The 16,775-nt window shown below is 70.1% G+C and carries 14 protein-coding genes, 1 tRNA gene and 2 pseudogenes; 9 read left to right on the top strand and 8 right to left on the bottom strand.

What is annotated here, in order from left to right; genetic code table 11:
• Window positions 1-3: 3 nt before the first annotated feature.
• Complete coding sequence (locus tag IE096_RS29385) at window positions 4-2,622, bottom strand: DUF6603 domain-containing protein (protein WP_189456861.1); 2,619 nt, start codon at window positions 2,620-2,622, stop codon at window positions 4-6.
• 1,014 nt (window positions 2,623-3,636) lie between these two features.
• Between IE096_RS29385 and IE096_RS29380 the strand changes: the two genes are divergently transcribed.
• Window positions 3,637-3,816, top strand: a complete 180-nt coding sequence (locus IE096_RS29380; protein WP_189456838.1) for a hypothetical protein — start codon at window positions 3,637-3,639, stop codon at window positions 3,814-3,816.
• Window positions 3,817-4,165: 349 nt separating this feature from the next.
• Here the strand turns inward: IE096_RS29380 and IE096_RS29375 are convergent.
• The 5 genes and pseudogenes from IE096_RS29375 to IE096_RS29355 form a co-directional block, all read right to left on the bottom strand.
• Window positions 4,166-4,258: pseudogene (locus IE096_RS29375) on the bottom strand.
• A gap of 373 nt (window positions 4,259-4,631) precedes the next feature.
• A complete protein-coding gene (locus IE096_RS32215) occupies window positions 4,632-4,877 on the bottom strand; it encodes a MarR family transcriptional regulator (protein ID WP_373298223.1) in 246 nt (81 codons plus the stop codon).
• A 150-nt stretch (window positions 4,878-5,027) separates the two neighbouring features.
• Window positions 5,028-5,204, bottom strand: coding sequence for a flavin reductase family protein (locus IE096_RS29365; RefSeq protein ID WP_229820704.1), 177 nt, complete (start codon window positions 5,202-5,204; stop codon window positions 5,028-5,030).
• Window positions 5,173-5,385, bottom strand: coding sequence for a flavin reductase family protein (locus IE096_RS29360; protein ID WP_189456837.1), 213 nt, complete (start codon window positions 5,383-5,385; stop codon window positions 5,173-5,175). Before IE096_RS29360 ends, IE096_RS29365 begins: the two co-directional genes overlap by 32 nt.
• Window positions 5,386-5,457: 72 nt before the next feature.
• Complete coding sequence (locus tag IE096_RS29355; RefSeq protein ID WP_189456835.1) at window positions 5,458-6,066, bottom strand: acyl-CoA dehydrogenase family protein; 609 nt, start codon at window positions 6,064-6,066, stop codon at window positions 5,458-5,460.
• A gap of 561 nt (window positions 6,067-6,627) precedes the next feature.
• Here IE096_RS29355 and IE096_RS29345 point away from each other — a divergent pair.
• Both IE096_RS29345 and IE096_RS29340 read left to right on the top strand, forming a co-directional pair.
• Window positions 6,628-6,720: pseudogene (locus IE096_RS29345) on the top strand.
• Window positions 6,721-6,963: 243 nt separating this feature from the next.
• Window positions 6,964-10,830, top strand: coding sequence for a type I polyketide synthase (locus IE096_RS29340; RefSeq protein WP_189456833.1), 3,867 nt, complete (start codon window positions 6,964-6,966; stop codon window positions 10,828-10,830).
• Window positions 10,831-10,897: 67 nt separating this feature from the next.
• On the opposite strand, the gene IE096_RS29335 is transcribed toward IE096_RS29340, so the two are convergent.
• A complete protein-coding gene (locus IE096_RS29335; RefSeq protein WP_189456831.1) occupies window positions 10,898-11,605 on the bottom strand; it encodes a hypothetical protein in 708 nt (235 codons plus the stop codon).
• Window positions 11,606-11,629: 24 nt separating this feature from the next.
• On the opposite strand from IE096_RS29335, the gene IE096_RS29330 reads away from it, so the two are divergent.
• The 6 genes from IE096_RS29330 to serS all read left to right on the top strand — a co-directional run bounded on the left by IE096_RS29330 (window position 11,630) and on the right by serS (window position 16,503).
• Entirely contained in the window at window positions 11,630-11,944 is a 315-nt protein-coding gene (locus tag IE096_RS29330) for a DUF6545 domain-containing protein (RefSeq protein WP_189456829.1), read from the top strand.
• Between the two features lie 64 nt (window positions 11,945-12,008).
• Window positions 12,009-12,398, top strand: coding sequence for a cytochrome P450 (locus tag IE096_RS29325; protein ID WP_229820696.1), 390 nt, complete (start codon window positions 12,009-12,011; stop codon window positions 12,396-12,398).
• 123 nt (window positions 12,399-12,521) lie between these two features.
• Window positions 12,522-12,612, top strand: a tRNA-Asp gene (locus IE096_RS29320).
• A 59-nt stretch (window positions 12,613-12,671) separates the two neighbouring features.
• Window positions 12,672-13,649: a diacylglycerol/lipid kinase family protein gene (locus IE096_RS29315; protein WP_229820695.1), complete on the top strand. Its 978-nt coding sequence runs from the start codon at window positions 12,672-12,674 to the stop codon at window positions 13,647-13,649.
• Entirely contained in the window at window positions 13,646-15,172 is a 1,527-nt protein-coding gene (locus IE096_RS29310; protein ID WP_189456827.1) for an MmgE/PrpD family protein, read from the top strand. The genes IE096_RS29315 and IE096_RS29310 overlap by 4 nt, the downstream gene beginning before the upstream one ends.
• A gap of 41 nt (window positions 15,173-15,213) precedes the next feature.
• Window positions 15,214-16,503, top strand: coding sequence for a serine--tRNA ligase (gene serS, locus IE096_RS29305; protein ID WP_229820694.1), 1,290 nt, complete (start codon window positions 15,214-15,216; stop codon window positions 16,501-16,503).
• A 71-nt stretch (window positions 16,504-16,574) separates the two neighbouring features.
• Here the strand turns inward: serS and IE096_RS29300 are convergent, their stop codons facing one another.
• Window positions 16,575-16,751 (bottom strand): hypothetical protein, encoded by a 177-nt coding sequence (locus IE096_RS29300; protein ID WP_189456959.1) that lies wholly within the window; start codon window positions 16,749-16,751, stop codon window positions 16,575-16,577.
• Window positions 16,752-16,775 lie beyond the last annotated feature (24 nt).

Genomic DNA, 16,775 nt, shown 5'->3' with positions numbered 1-16,775 from the left:
TCCTCACGAGTGGACGAGTCGCAGGGGCGGGGAGGAGAAGGCCGCTTCGCGGGCGTAGCGGTCGAGCTCCGGGGCGGCGTCGAGCCGGTAACCGGCGGCGGCCAGGGCGGCGAGCGCGCCCTTCCGCAGCGCGGTCTGCTCGGGCGTGTCGACCAGCAGCGCGCCGGTGCCTGCGGTCTCCTCCCGCTCCCCGCGGACCCCGACGGGGGCCGCGCCCGGGTCGAGCGGCAGGGTTCCCTCGGCCAGCGGGGTGTGGTCGAGGCGGCCGCTCCGGCTGGACGCGGCAGCCTCGGGCAGACGCGGCGCGGGTACGGCGATGCGTGCCCCGCTGACGAGGCCGTGGACGAAGGGGTCCGCGCCGAGCGCGTCGTCGGCCTTCCCCGCGCCCCACAGCGCGGTCGGCCGCGGCGCGCGCTGCGTGGTGACGATCCAGTCCCGCCACTGGTCGGCGGGCAGTTGTCGCCAGTGGCCGTCGTCGGTCTCCTCCTCGACCGTGACCGAGAGCGTGACGTCGAGGTCGGTCTTGGCCATCGGACGGATATGCACCTTGGCGGGGCTGTCCCCAGCCTCGGCGGGGCTGCCCCCCGTCTCGTCCACGCCGTTGACCTTCAGCGCGGAGGCGGGGAACGCGCTGGCGACGGTGAAGGCGAAGCCGTCGGCGGTGGCGGTCCACGCGCCGGAGCCGCCGCCGTCCGGTTCGGCCTGCCGTGCCGCGGTGGCGTGGTCGGGGTGGAGCCCCTCGACGGGCGTGAGCGTCAGCGGGTGCCGCGGCAGCAGCGTGCGGAACTGTTCCCAGCCGATGGGCGGCGGACCGGCCTTGGGCTCGCCGAAGTCGATCGGGATGGAGATACCGAGCACCTTCACGTGTGCGGTGCCGCCGAACGACGGGCCCCACACCGACAGTCGCGCGCCCAGCGACGCCTCGCCGCTCCAGCCGAACAGCAGCCACACCTGGGCGGTGATCTCCGCCCACACGTCCACCTCGTAGTGGAACGGCGCCCACTCGACCAGGGCGTCGAAGCCGACGTCGATCCGCGCCTTGGCCCACGAGCTGTCGTACCGCAGGTCCAGGCGGCCTCCGGCCATGACGGCGGAGGGGGTCAGCGCGAAGTAGCTGGTGCCCTTCACCGTCAGCTCGGAGCCGGAGGTCCAGTCGACGCCGACCGGGTCCGCCTTCGGGTAGTGGGCGGGCGGGGCGTAGCGCGGGTGGTAGCCGCCGATGGTGAAGACGAAGTCGCCGGGCTGCTCGCTGCCGCCGAACCACAGGCGCAGCGCCGCCCCGCCGGTCAGGTGCACGGACCGGTCGAGCAGGAAGCTGTCCGAGGCGAGACGGGCGTCGACGGCGAGCATGTCGGCGGAGCGCCGGTAGACCGCGGAGATGTCCAGTTCGACGCCGGCGTACGGCTCGCCCAGCTTCTTCTCCGGGTCGGGGAACTGGGCCTTGGCCGAGCCGAGCAGCCCCACCACCAGGTCGTCCGGGCCGAACTCGGCGAACGCCAGGGCCTTGCAATGGACGATCTCGAAGACGTCCGCGTTCAGGCCGAGGGCCAGCCAGGTGCTGCCCTCGCGCGGGGTGACCCAGGCGGCAGCGCCGTCGGTGCCCTCGGTCAGCTCCTTGAGCACGTCCAGGGGCTCGGGAGGCGTGCCCTCACCTGCACCGGCGAGCCCGCGCAGCAGGGGGAACCCGGCGACCTGGTCGATGGCGGGGACGCGGAGGCTGCTGTTGTAACCGAAACCCGCCTTCACCGCGGTGACCCTGAAAGCGGGCGGGCCTCCGAAAGCGGCGCCCAACTCCGCGTACAGGAACAGCGACTGGGCTCCGCTCTTCAGGTGTCCATAGGCACCGATCGCCCCGAAGCCGGCGCTCGGAGTCTTGATCAGGGCGCTGCCCTCGATCAGCCGGTCGTAGGGTGAGTCGGCGGCGACCGGCCTGTTCAGAAACGCGCCGGATATCTCCAGCGGTGGCTTGCGAAAGGACAGGCTCAGCCCGTCGAGCCGGCCGGAGGGCGTGAAGTCCTTGCCGTTCAGGGGAATGCCCAGCCCCAGCCCGTCCACGCCGAGCTCCAAGGGGCCGGCGTGCACCGTGGCGTCGCAGAGAACCCAGATCTTCTCGTCCTGGTAGCTGGCGCCCAGGCGCCGCAAGTACAGCGGACCGAAGGAACGGTCCAGGGTGACCCACGCGGCGGCCGGAACCGCCGGGTCTTCGGCTGCGGCCGGGTCTTCGGCTGCGGCCGGGGGAGCTGCCGCCGATGCCGCCCACGTTCCCGCAATCGGCGTGGAGTTGCGGAGCTCAGGCGCGGGGGCTTCACTCTCGTTGTCCTTGGCGGGCTTCGCGGCGGCGAGGCGGAACATCAAAGGGGTGCGCTTTTCGCCTCCCCACTCGTAGTCCAGGGCCAACAGAGCACGCCCGCGGGTTTCCTCGGGAAACCTCGGGTGGGTGCCGTCCAGACGGGAAATCTGTTCGTTGAGTGCTTTCACCTGATCGGCTGTGAGGGCGTCGGAGGCGATGACGGCTTTGACGCCGGTGATGCCGAGGTCGTGGTCAGGGGAGATGCGGTCGCCGACCAAGGGAAGGTCGCTGAGTTTGGCGGCGAGTCGCGCATCGACGATCAGGGCGAACAAGAGGCACCTTCCGGGCCGGGAACGGGAAATCGGAGGGGAGTGGAAAGGGCGATTACTTAGCGCTCGGGATACCCGGCAGGTTTCCCGTCTCAGGGCCGGGGCCGTGCGTCACGAGGCCGATCGCCTCGGCGAGTTCAGCCTAGGTGAGTTCGATCTGCCTCATTGACTCCGCGTATCAACAAACATAGTTGAGGGTTCACCCGAATCATCTTGTTCAATAGTTGACCGAATTATCGCGACCTGCTGTGCGCAAAGCGGGTGATGACCCAACACCTTAAATCTATGCGAACGCTTGATCCGCAAGCCAACTGATGGTGTGTGGTGTGCTTCACATTCGCTCGTCGGTCTCGCTCCGAGACCGGTCCGGCGGCTCGTACGGCCATCACCGCGGTGTCGCCGGAATTTTCCCGACGGGATTTCTGAGCTATCGTCAATACGTCCCTTCGGCGAGGGTGAACCCGCCGATCGCAGGCGATCTCGCCACGGCAACCGGCGATTCGGTGGAACCTTGACGCGTGCCACCGGCGCCTCCTGTCCGACCTGCCCGTCGGCCCTTACCCGCGCTCTATGCGCGCGCGGATCCAAGAGCGCTGAAGGGGTTGCGCCCACGCCGCGTCACGGCATGAAGGTGCCCGCGACAGCCATGCCCACCGATGAACTCCAGAATCGGCTCCAGAACGAAACCTTCGCCCTTCCGGGCAGCTCCCTCGTGATCCGCGGCGGACAGCGGACAGCGGAGTCCGGACGGCTTCGCCGGGTAGGCCGCCATCGACGCAGGTCTGTTCGTTCAGCTTGCGTGCCCCACCGTGCAGGGCTCCACCCAGCGCAGCATCCGACAGGCTGTGTGCGAGTCCGGCATGCAGGGGCGCATGCCGGCCATCGGCCAGTGGATCACCTACGGCCCCCGGCCCCTCGCCGCCCTCCTCGCCGGGGCCTCCAGCACCTGGCCCTGCACCACGTCCCCGTCGCCCCGCCCGCCCCCAGGCCGCCGCACGTTGAAGGAGAACCGGCTTGATGATCGAGAATCCGACTGCCTACTGGGAAGACCCCTGGGCCGCCGGGCGCCGGTACCGTCAGCTCATCGACTCCGAGACCGCCGTCCGCGACCGCCACACGGGGCCGGGAGGCGGGCGGCTCGCCCTGGACATCAGCAGGGGTGACGGCGCCCTCGCCCGCCCCCTCGCCGACCGTTGAGAGCTTCCCCACGCACCACCAGCGTGCTGCGGATCGCTGTGGTCGCGTTCCAGGAGTGCGCTTCGTCCGGGCCGACACGGTTGACTTCCGTGAGCAGGGGACCGAGCCGGTCTACGAATCGGACGCTGCGGCAGCGGCGTCGGCTTGACCGGCGTGGGTGGCTCGACGTGCTTGTCCGGCCCCGGGTTTGGCGGCTGCGGCTGGTCGTCGCCGTCCAGCACCCGGACAGTCCGAGGCCGTCGATCGCCACGGTGTCACCGGTGCCGCGTGAAGGTCCACTGCGAGCTGCGATACGCACTCGCACACCCGCTCTGCAGGTGCCCTGCCGTCTTCGCTTGGGGCCGACCGTTGGCGGAGAGGGCAGGATTCGAACCTGCGCAGGCATAACCCGACCACGAGCTGTTCGCTCAGGTCCCCGATAAGCCACTCCGGGCACCTCTCCGTGATCCGGGGCGGTTACCCGCCCCGTTCACACACACCATGTTGGCAGACCTCCCTGACAGAGCACTGACGTACTGCTGACTGCTGACCAACAAACAGCGGGACAGCCAATGGCGTTGGCACGCTGGCGAGCCTTTCCGCCCAGCACCGCGGCGGTACGAGCGCAGCCAGCCGACGGGCGGCGTGCCCAATCCGGGCACGCCGCCCCGCTGCGGTTAGCAAGGGTTTCCGGAGGGGGCCTGTGGAGCCGGCCTGAGCGTGTTGCCGGTATCGCCTTGTCGAGAGTGCTGAGCGCGTCGATCAATGGCTCTACCGCAGTGTCGGGGAGTGTCGACAGGAGGGAGGACTGCAGGGCGCCGACCTGGGCGGAGATCTCATCCGTTCGTGATCGTCCGGCGTCGGTGAGCCGGACCTCGGGTGCGGCGACGATCGGTGAGTACGGGGAGGCGACGTATCAGTCCGGCTTCTTCCAGCCGGTCGATCCTGGGGGTCAGGGCACCTGACGTGAGTGCCAGCCTTTCAGCGATCTGTTTGGGTGCCATCGCATAGGGGGGCTTGCCGCGACGCAGGACGTTGAGGACGGCGGCGTCCGAGCAGCTGAAGTCGTAGCGGTGGAGGATCTGGGCAACTGTCTTGTCCAGGACTCGCGCGATGCGGTGGATCGGGCCGAAGACCTCGTCGGCTCGGCTGCCTGACGAAATACCAGGAGGTTCGGGGGCGCGTAGGTGTGACTGCGCGGAGATGGGGCTGTCGACCGGGGTTCGGGGAGCTCACCCTGCCTCCTCGAGGACGGTCGGTCGAGGGCTGGCGAACTGTCGCCTGTAGTAGATCAGCGAGGTCTGCTTCTCGGTGGCGAGGGCCTCCACGCGGCCGATGAGGATGCTGTGGTCACCGCCGTCCAGCACGGCGTGGGTGTCACAGGCAAGCCGGACGGTGGCATCCGGCAGGCCCGGCAGACCACGATTTCGCGAGGCAGACCAGGATCAGGGGCGGGGACAACGACAGGGAGCAGAAGGAGCTGGCGGTGAACCCCCATGGCGCTCCTTGTCCGTCGAGTGTGGTGACGATGGTGACCGGGCCGGGAACCTGAGCCAGGGCCTGGGTGAAGTCTGAGCCGTCGACGGGCACGCGGGTCCTTTCGCGCTTCGAGGGAAGCCCCGTGCCGGCGGCGCGGGGCGGGGGAGGGGAGAGGACGCCGGTTCAGCGCGTGACCGCCAGGCCGGTCGGCCGGCCGACCCGGGCATCGAGCCATGTGCCCTGGGGGCTGCCGAAGATCGCGGCCTCGCGACCGTCCCAGATGACCTCCCCGCGGCGCACGGTGAGGTCCGGGCGCCCGGTGAAGGTCCATCCCTCGTAGGCCGACCAGTGGTGCGCGCTGACGGCGTAGTGCTGGAAGAGGATGATCGCCACAGAGGGGTCGAGAGCGGCCACCTCTTCGACGAGGCGGTTGGTGAGGCGGGCATCGCCGTCGAGCCCTCCGAACTCGGCGGGTACCGCAGCGCCGAGGGTGCCGGAGGAGCGAAGAGCGTCGAGCACCGTTTCGGACGGCCGGCCGGTGCGCGCGATCGCCCGCTGCGGCGAGCCGTTGGCCCGCGCGAGCAGGCGTGCCGGAACGGTTCCGGGAATCGTCGTCGCGGCGGCGAGACAGGTGGCACCGGTCAGGGCGAGCGTGGGGTGCCAGCTGGGTACGGAGATGGCGCGCGTGGCCAGACGGCCGGGCTGGTAGGCGCCGACGGCCGCGATCTTGGGGAAGACGCTGTCCTTGGACCAGCCCAGGGGTTCGATGGCTGCCCGGCGGATCTCGAGCATCTGGCGGAAGGGTTTTGTCCCCGGCGGCGAAGAGGGCTTCGCGTGTGGTGAGGCCGAGGTCAGCGGCGTCCACGAAGACGTAGGGGTTGCCTGTCGCGACGAGGGAGACCTCGTAGGTACCGGCCGGGGTGAGCAGGGTGTCGCGGGGAGCTCTGGTCAGAAGCAGCTCTCGCAGGGCGGTGTTGGCCGCCTGAAGGAAGTGCACGGTGAAGGAACCGCTGCCGCGTCTGGCTTCGTCGACCTCGCACACCACGTGGTCCCCGTTGTTCAAAACGCGTACTCGGGCCCGGCTGCCTGGCGCGAGGCCCGGCAGCCAGCCGAGGGCGTCGGCTGCGCGAAGGCCGCTCGGTGTCCCCGTGAAGCCGTAACAGTGGTCATACGGGAGGTGGACACGTCCTACTGGGGCACAGTCGGCACGCTTGCCTCCGACCGCGCGCACCCGGTCAAGCCCACGATGCCGGCCGGCTGAAGCCTGTCATGGTCAGTGGCTTGTCAGTGCTGCGTCAGAGTGCTCTGCCAGCATGGTGTGTGTGAACGGGGCGGGTAACCGCCTCGGGTCACGGAGAGGTGCCCGGAGTGGCTTATCGGGGACCTGAGCGAACAGCTCGTGGTCGGGTTATGCCTGCGCAGGTTCGAATCCTGCCCTCTCCGCCAATGACCGAGCCTGAATGAACCAGTGCACCGCACACCAGGCTCATCACCGGGAACGCGGAGAAGAACGCGGCCACAGCCATGGTTTTTCTCCGCGTTTTGTGGCAGCGGCTCCGAGCGCCATGGGGCGTGCCGGGCGGCAAGCAGCTCATCGCCTTCCTCCGGGCCGTGCCCTTCTGTGACCCCTGGCAACCCTCGTCCTCCGCTCGATCCCACCGCTGCCTTGACTACTGATCAAGGAGTGATATGCGGAACGACGATTCGGTCGCCATTGTCGGAATGGGGTGCCGGTTCCCCGGCGGAATCAACTCTCCGGAGACCTTCTGGGACTTCCTCGTAGGTGGCAAGGTGGCGGTCGAACCGACACCTGAGGACCGGTGGCGGCCCTACACCAAGATCAATCCTGAGTTCTCCGAGGCGTTGCGGAAAGCGGACCGGCCGGGCAACTTCATCGGTGACGTCGACGGTTTCGACGCCGAGTTCTTCGGCATCACACCGCGCGAGGCCGAGTTCATGGACCCACAGCAGCGTCTGGTCCTCGAGGTCGCGTGGGAGGCCCTGGAGCACGCGGGTATGCCCCCTCGGTCCGTGGGCGGCTCCGACGCGGGCGTGTACATCGGAACCTGCTCGGACGACTACGGCCGGCGGCTCCTGGAAGACCTGCCGAGGATCGAGCCGTGGACCGGCATCGGTGCCCAGCTGACCGGCATAGCCAACCGGGTCTCCCATGTGCTGGACCTCCACGGTCCCAGCTTCGTGCTGGACTCGGCATGTTCCGCTTCCCTGGTGGCCATCCACCTGGCATGCCAGGCGTTGCTGACAGGCGAGACGTCGCTCGCGCTCGCAGGGGGCGTGAACATCATTCTCTCGCCCGCCTACACGCTGACGCTGGAGGCGGCCGGAGCACTGTCCCCGGACGGCCGCAGCAAGCCCTTCGACGCGGAGGGCGACGGATACGGACGGGCCGAGGGATGCGGTGTGCTCGTCCTGAAGCGCCTGTCCGACGCTCGACGCGACGGAGACCGCGTCCATGCGGTGATCAAGGGGTCCGCCGTCGCCCAGGACGGCCACACCAGCGGGATCATGGCCCCCAACCCGGACGCCCAGCGCGATCTGTTGCGTCTGGCGTGGCAGAAGGCCGGCCTGGACCCGGTCACCGCCGGATACATCGAGGCGCACGGAACGGGTACGCGGCTCGGCGACCCGGTGGAGGCTGCCGGCCTGCACGCGGTGTTCGGCCTCGGCCGTCCGGCCGATGAGCCGTGCCGCATAGGGTCGGTGAAGTCGAACATCGGGCACGCCGAGCCGGCCTCCGGAGTGGCCGGCGTCATCAAGGCCGCCTTGATGCTGCGCGAGGCCGAGATGGCGGCGACCGTGATGACCAGCGTCCCCAGCCCCGACATCCCGTGGGACGAGTGGGGGCTGGAGCTCGTCACGGAGCACCGGAAGTGGCCGCGCGGCGAGCATCCTCGACGTGCCGGGGTCTCCGGGTACGGCTACGGCGGGACGATCGGGCACATCGTGCTGGAGGAGGCTCCCGGGAGGGTCGAGCCCGACCCCCATGAGCTGAGTGCCCCGGGGCTCTTCCCCCTGTCCTACCGCTCCCGCGCGGGTGTGGCCGCTTATGCGCTGCGGCTGGCCGACTGGCTCGAGCGGCATCCCGAGGTTCCCCTGTCGGCGGTCGGCCGTACGCTCACGGCGGGCCGGTCGCACCTGAGCCACCGTGCCGCGGTCGTGGCCAAGGACCACGGCATGCTGATCTCGGCATTGCGTGCCTTCGCCTCCGGCGAGGAGACGACATCCGACAGCGTCGTCGAGGGCAGGGCAACATCGGACACGGCACCGGTATGGGTCTTCTCAGGCCATGGCTCCCACTGGTCCGGCATGGGCGCGGGACTGCTCGACCACAGCACTCCCTTCACCTCCGTCATCGACGAACTCGACCCCATCTTCCTTGACGAGCTCGGTTTCTCGGCCCGGCAGGCCATCGTCGAGGGAGACTTCACCTCCGTCGACCGGGCCCAGTCGATGATCTTCGCGATGCAGGTCGCCCTGGCCGAAGTGTGGCGCTCGTACGGATATCGGCCGGCTGCCGTGATCGGTCATTCCGTCGGCGAGATCGCGGCCGCTGTGGTCGCCGGAGCCCTGAGCCTGGAGGACGGGGCCCGGCTCAGCTGCCGTCGTTCCGTTCTTCTCCGAGAGGTCGCGGGCCTGGGCGGCATGGCCATGGTGGGGCTGCCGTTCGAAGAGGTGGCCGCGCGGCTCGACGGCCGCGACGGAGTGAGCGCGGCCATCGCCTCCTCTCCCACCTCGACGGTCGTCTCCGGAGACGCCGAGGAGATCGCCGACATGGTCAAGAAGTGGTCCGATGACGGCGTTCCGGTCCGGCCGGTCAACTCCGATGTGGCGTTCCACAGCTCTCACATGGACGCACTGGTCGAGGGCCTGCGGGAGGCCCTGGCGGGCCTCCGCCCGCGAACTCCGGCCATCCCCCTGTACACCACGGCCCTGGAGGATCCCCGGGCGCGGGACGAGCACGATGCCGACTACTGGGCCGCGAACCTGCGCAACCCCGTACGACTGCGTGAAGCGGTCACCGCCGCCGTCGAAGACGGCCACCACCGGTTTCTGGAGGTGTCCCCGCACCCCGTGGTCGCCCACTCGGTCGATGAGACCCTGTCGCACCTCGGGGCGTCGGACGCCCTCGTCGCTCACTCCCTGCGCCGCGACAAGCCGGAACTGCTGACGCTCCTGACCAATGCCGCGACGCTGTTCTGCCATGGCGCCGCGCCCGACTGGTCCCATGCGTACACCGGGGCCGAAATCGCCGAACTGCCTCCGATCGCATGGCAGCACCGGCGGCACTGGCTGGACGCGGTCCTGCCGGCTGCCGCTGTCAGCACACAACAGCACGACGTCACCGGACACGCCCTGCTCGGCCGACCGGTGGACGTGGCGTCCTCCAGGCCGCTGCGCCTGTGGAACACCTATCTGGACGACGCCAGCCGCCCCTTCCCCGGCGGGCACGCGCTGCACGGCACATCCATCGTCCCGGCATCGTCGATCATCCACACCTTCCTGGAGACCGCCGCGGGCCCGGGTGCGGCCAAGGCCATTTTCGACGTGCACCTGCGGTTCCCCATCGCTCTGGCCACTCCGCGCGAGGTACAGGTCGTCCAGGACGACTCCACGCTGCGGCTCAGTACCCGCCCCGTCGACGCCTCCCAGGGGCCGGGCAACTGGCTGACGCACACCTACGCCTCCACCATGGGGGGCCACGCTTCCGCGTTTCCGTCGTCCATGGCCAAGGTCCTGCCTCCGGACGGTGTATCGGCCGCGGACCCCGGGATCGTGATGTCGCGTCTCGACGCCATCGGTGTCGAAGGCATCGCCTGGCCCTGGACGGTGGAGGAACTGCTGGTCGGCGACGCGGTGGTGCGCGCTCGCATCCACGCCCCGGCGGTATCCGGGGACCAGGTGACCTGGGCTCCGCTGCTGGACGCCGCTCTTGGCGTGGTCCCCATCATCTACGGGGGTCCGCCCACCGTCCGGATGCCTTCCCACATCCGTGAGGTACGTGTGGTGGGGGAAGCGCCCGAGGTCGGCATTGTCGACATCCATCTGGTCGATCCGGACACGGACACCGTGGACATCACGATCAGCGACGAGCAAGGGCGCCTGCTCGCCTGGCTGCCCGGCACCCGTTTCGGCGCGCTGCGGGACCGGGCCGCGCCTGCTGACACCACCGCGCAGACGGAGGCCGGACACGCCGAAGAGCACGTCTCCCAAGGCGGCACGGACGCACGCCTGGCATGGCACGAGCTGCCCCCGGAGATTCTCCCCGAGCGGATCGCCGACGAGATCGCTTCCCGCATGGCGCGGGAGATGAAGATTCCCCTCGATGAGCTGGACCGGGATCAGCCGCTCACCGAGCTCGGCCTCGATTCCGTGATGTCCGTCGTGGTGTGCGGCAAGCTGGAGAAGCTCCTTGCCATCCGGCTGCCGATCACGGCCTTGTGGAACTACCCCTCGGTCAATGGCCTCGCCGGCCACGTGGCATCGCTGCTCGAAGCCTCCGAGAACGACCCTGCCGCGGCGACCCACCTCGCCTAGCCAGGCGTGATCCGTGTGCGGCGCCGGTGGCGCCGCACACGGACAACAGGCCGAGACCTGGGGCACGTCAGCTCCCCATCCCGGCCCGTGCCGCACGAAGCGCGGCACGGGCCGTCGCCGCGCCGACCGCGTACGTGTCGTGTGCCACGAACCCCAGAGGTTCGGTGTTCCCCGCCGTGGCCTGACGTGCGGCGGGCGCGTTGCCCGGCGGCACCTGTGCCCCCCTCACCTGGGCCGTGGTCGCCAGGCTCGCCCGCCCGGCCGCGCGGCGGGCCTCGGCTCGCTCACGGGCGAGGGCACTGCGCGTAACGTTCCACGCGGCGATCGCCTGGAAGCGCCGTTCACATGCCGCTCGTTGCTCCACTGCTGTCGCCCAGGGGCGTTCGGCGGCGACCTGAGCCGCCGTGTACCTGCGCAGTGCCCGCCGGTCCCCGGCCAGGAACCGGCAGATGGCGCACGGCTCACCCGTGTCCAGGCGAGCGCCCTCGTCACAGCGTGGATCGCCGCAGCCGGGCCGGCGGGCCAGGCCACGGGCGAGGAGCCAGCCGACCGGGTCGTTGACAGACCGGGCCGCGCCCTGCTGGCCCAGACGTCGGGCGAGCCGGACAGCCAGGACCTGGTCGGCTCGTGCCCTGTCCGTCACGCCTGCGACGCGGAGGAGTTCCTCGCGTACCGCGGTGGCGACCACGGCCCGGGTGGTGGCGCGCTTCAGCCGTGCCCACAGGTCCGCCACTGGTGCCAGCGCCGTCTCGAGGTCCTGTGGCGGTCGGGGCACCGGCTGTCCTACGCCGTGCCTGTCGTGCCGCCTCCGGTCTTCGCGCGTGCGCGTGCGTACCAGTCGACGGCGAGCGGCTCCCTGATCGGCTGCGCCGGAAAACCGAGCCGCCAGGCCGTCGCGGCCGGTGTGCCCGAAGCGGACCTTCCCGCTGCCATGGAGGCCGCTCACCTCGCCTTCGCGCTGCGAGCCAAAGCCCGCGGCAGAAGGCCCGCCATCCACATCACCTCCCCCCGGGTGACAGACCCACCGGACCTGGTGGCCGAGCTCGACTTCCAGCGCAGGCTGGCCCGGGCCTTCCGCGGACTGCCCACAGCCTCATCAGCAGCGGACTGCTGATTCTGCTGCGCCACCCCGAACAGATGGCCGCGCTGCGCGCCGACACCGGGCTCCTCCTGCCGCGGTGGAGGAAATCCTGCCTTTCACCCGCGCCAACCAACTGGCCATCCGCCGCTTCCCGACCGAGGACATCCAGATCGGCGGTGTCACGATCCCCGCCGGCGACACGTTCATGCTGGCCTTGAGCTCGGCCAACCGCGACCCCGAACGCTTCACCGCACCCGACGAGTTCGACATCCGGCGCCAGGACAACGCGCACCTCACCCTCGGCCACGGCATTCACTATTGCCTCGGGGCGCCCCTGGCCAGGATGGAAACGCAGGTCGCGCTGGCCACCCTGCTGAATCGATTCCCTCGCATCGGCCTGGCGGTCCGTGAAGACGGCCCCTCCTGGAGGGCGTCGTTCAGGTCGCACGCCCTCAGGAAGCTGCCGATCACCGTCAGCCAGGGCTGAACAGGCGCCTTCTCGTCCCACCTCCGGTCAGTTGCCTGTCAGCAGCAGGTCAGAGCCCTCGGGCAAAGTTCTTCCCAGCGGCGCCCTGCCCCAGGACCGGAGGTCCCTGCGGCAGGCCGCCCGGGAGAGGTACCCGAAGCGGCCCAACGGGGACCGGCAGCCAGTCACGCCGGCCGGGCGAAAGCCCACGTAGGTTCGAATCCTGCCCTCTCCGCCTCGCAGGGCCATCCCCTGCCGCCGTCGAAATCCGTCCTTGCCAGGCAGGAGTAGGCCTTGACCGCACACGGCATCCCGGCCGAAGCGGGCCGTCGCGTCACCGTGATCGCCAACCCCAGAGCGGGCTCCACCACTCAGGAACTGCTCTCCGACATCGAGAAGATCTGCCGCTCCCACGCGGGGCACACCGAGACCCTGTGGACCGAGTGTCCCGGCCACGCCACGGAGCTGGCACGGCAACACGCGATCACCGCGAGCGGGCAACCGTCCGCCGTGATCATCTCCATCGGAGGCGACGGCACCGCCCGCGAAGTCGTCACCGGACTGCTTGAGGCCCGCGACAGCGGGGCCACGCTGCCCGCGCTGCTCGTCCTGCCCGGCGGCACGGGCAATTCGAACTACCGGCACTTCTGGCAGGACGTTCCCTGGCAGACAGCCCTTGCCTCCGCCCTCACCGGCGAAGGCAGCGAACTGCGCGCCTATGACCTCGCCACGATCGCCGGAACCTCCCGCCTGGTCGTTCTCGGCGCGAGCACAGGACTGTTCGCCGAGGCCACCGCCGAAGCCCTCACCATCCCCGTCGCCGGCCGGGCCCGCTACCAGGCCGCCATCGACTCGGTCCTCACCCGCTTCACCCCCTACCCCGGGCGCGTCCTGGTCGACGGCCGCCCCGTCCACGTCGGGGACACCCTCCTCGTCAATGTCGGCGGCGGACGTTACCGCGCCGGCGTCTACGAGACCATGCCGTTCTCCGTGCCGGACGACGGACTGCTCGACGTCTGCGTCATCGGCTCCGGGATCCCCGCACGAGCCGCGCTCGACCTCATGCGTCAGGGCGGCGCCCACGTGTCCTCGGAGCACGTCACCTACCAGCGTGGCAAACGCGTCACCCTGGAACGCACCGACGGCCGGCCCCTGCGCTTCGAGCACGACGGCGAGGTGCTCCCCGGCGACGCCACCTCCCTCACGATCGACGTACTGCCGCGCGTACTGCCCGTTCTCGTCGCCGCCCAGCAGGCAAAGGCCCAAGCATGACCACCGAGGACCCCCGGATTCCGGCCGGACCCACCGACCCCGGACCACGCGGCGTACTGGAGGAACTGGCGGACTGGGCCAGCACCATGCGGCTGGAGACGGTGCCACAGCGCGTCGTCGAGTTCGCCGCGAGCCAGATCCTGTCCCAGCTCGCGGCCATCCGGATAGGCCTACGCCAAAAGGAGGGCCGACGCCTCGTAGGAGCGCTCGGCGCACCCTTCCAGCGCGACACCGCACAATCCGCGCGCATCCTCGCGGGCGTGGGCGCATGGCTCAACCTCGACGACACCGCCTACGCGGGCCACCTGGCACCCTCGACCGTGGCGGTGCCCTTGGCCTTCGCCCACGCCCTCCGGCTCTCCGGGCACGACCTCCTGCGCTCGGTGATCGTGGCCAATGAATGCGCGTCCCGCATCACCGCATCCGCCACGCTGGGGCCGTTCCGTGGCCAGACCGCCTTGCACACCCACCTGGTCGGCGCCGTCGCCGGACGCCTGGCCGGTGAGAACGCCCCCCGCGAACAATGGCGCAACGCCCTCTCCCTGGCCCTGAGCGCACCACCGTGGACCCTGATGCGCGGCTTCGTGACCAGCGACGCCCGGCTCCTGCACGTCCCCGCGGCCGTACGCATGGCCATGGACGCCTGTGACGCGGCAGCCGCCGGCCTCACCGGCGCCGGCGACATCGTCGAGCATCCCGACGGGTTCCTCGCGAAGTTCGCCACCGTCCCGCTGCCCGAGGCCGTCACCGCCGGGCTCGGCCATCGATGGCACACCGAGACCCTCTCCTTCAAGCTGCACCCCGGCGGACCCGGCATTGACGCCGCGATCGACTGCGCGGCCGAACTCCACTCGGCGATGGGCGACTGGACACCCGACGACGTGCGAGAGATCGTCGTCGAAGGCTCCCTCTACACCGTCTTCGCCGCACGCAAGGCCCAGCCGTACCTCGACGGGCCGCGCACGCCCATCGGAGCGATGGTGCTGACCACGCCCTACCCCGTGGCGACAGCGCTGCTGACAGGGCGCCTGGCCATCGAGGACTTCTACCCCCCGGCCCTGGACCGGTCCGAGCGCTGGACCCTGGCCTCGAAGGTCCGGCTGGTCCACAACGAGTCCATGACCAAAGCCCTGATGACCGGCGACGCCCCCGTGGGCGAGGCCATCCGCCAAGCCGGCCGGCGCAGCGCACAGTGGCTGAGGGACTTCGGCGGCGGCGACGTGGCGGACATGCCGGCACTGGTCGGTGAGTTGGGCCCACCGCTCGAGGACTTCACCCAAGCCGTGAAACCGACACCGGCGCGCGTCGAGGTGCACATGCACGACGGCCGTCGGTTCAGCCGCGAACTGTCCATCCCCCACGGCGGCATCGGCCCTGATCTGCGTGGTCGGCACCGTGCCCTGGTGACGAACAAGTTCCTGGCGGCCGGAGGCCCCCAGGACGTCGCCGAAAGATGGTCGTCCCTGGAGCGGCTCCGGCCGGAGGACCTGGCTCCCCTGCTCGAGAAGGCCCTGGCCGACTGAGGGCACGGCACGCCAACGCTCACCGAAGGAGGAATTCCGACGTGCACGATCCGCACACCCTGCTCGCGCCCGACAACGCGGCGCAGCAGCGCCTGGCACGCAAGGGCTACGCCCTCGACCGCACTGCCCTCAGCGCCCTCGTCCGCGAGCGCGCGGAGGCCATCGCCACCCGCGACAACCTGCGCGCAGAACTCAACACGATCTCCCGTCGGCTGCGCGGGTCCGGCACCGATGAGGACAGCCGCCGCGGCGGAGTCGAGGCGGCCCGCGAACTCAAAGAACGCATCCGCAAGGCCGAGCACACCCAGCGGACGCTGGACGCCGAGCTGAAAGACGTGCTGCTCGGCATCCCGAACACGCCGCTCGACGAGGTGCCCGATGGCACCCCGGACGACCCCGTCGTCGAGGTACGACGCTGGGGACAGCCCCCGCGCTTCGACTTCACCCCCCGAGACCACGTCGAACTCGGGACGACCACGGGAATCCTCGACCTCGAGCGGGCCGGCAAGCTCTCCGGCACACGCTTCGCCGTCACCGTGCGGGCCGGGGCCCGTCTCGAGAGGGCACTGGCCTCCTTCCTGCTCGACCTGCACACCGGGGAACACGGCTACCACGAGTACAGCGTCCCGCACCTGGTCACGCGGGAGACCATGACCGGCACCGGGCAACTGCCGAAGTTCGAGGCCGATCTGTTCAGGACACAGGTGGACGAGGACCGCGACCTCTACCTGATTCCCACCGCCGAGGTCCCCCTGGTCAACCTCTTCCGGGGCGAGACCCTCCCCGCCGCCGACCTGCCGCTGGCCCTGACCGCTCACACGGCCTGCTTCCGCTCCGAAGCAGGCTCCTACGGCAGGGACACTCGCGGCCTCATCCGGCTGCACCAGTTCGCCAAAGTGGAGCTCGTGCGGCTGTGCACCCAGCAGGACGCCGCCGACCAGCTTCAGCTGATGCTCTCCCACGCCGAGGAATGCCTCAAGCGCTTGGGACTGCACTACCGCGTCATCGAGCTGCGCGCCGGCGACCTCGGCTTCTCCGCCCGCCGCACGTATGACCTGGAGGTATGGCTGCCCAGCCAGGGCACCTTCCGTGAGATCTCCTCGGTGTCGGACTGCGGCCCGTTCCAGGCCCGCCGAGCCGGCATCCAGGTGCGCCAGGGGGCCGGGCGGGAATACCCGGCCACGCTCAACGGCTCCGGTCTCCCCATCGGGCGGACGATGGTGGCCATCCTCGAGCAGTACCAGCAGGCCGATGGGTCGGTCATCGTTCCCCCCGCCCTGGTGCCCTACGCGGGCTTCAGCCGGATCGGGCCGGACGGCGCGTGCGACTGACCAGGCCGTAAAGCCTTGGGGGGCTGCCGCCATCATGGCGGCAGCCCCCCAAGGCTTTCACACGGCCCTTCTCACGCGGACCGTTCGGCTGCGGCGGCGAGCAGCTCGTCCAGCCTGTGCAGCGCTTCGTCCGCGGCGGCCGCTGTCGCGGCGTTGTCGGGGTCGCCGCACAGCTGCACGAACAGATCCGCCGTACGCTGCTGCGCGGCTTCCAGCGCGGTGGGGGCTGCGGTGTTCTCGCCTGACATGCTGTCTCCTTGATCGATGGTAAA

It is taken from the genome of Streptomyces abikoensis (genome assembly GCF_014648775.1).
GTDB lineage: Bacteria > Actinomycetota > Actinomycetes > Streptomycetales > Streptomycetaceae > Streptomyces > Streptomyces abikoensis.
The sequence above is the reverse complement of the archived record's forward strand: the minus strand, read 5'-3'. Positions and strand labels throughout refer to the sequence as shown.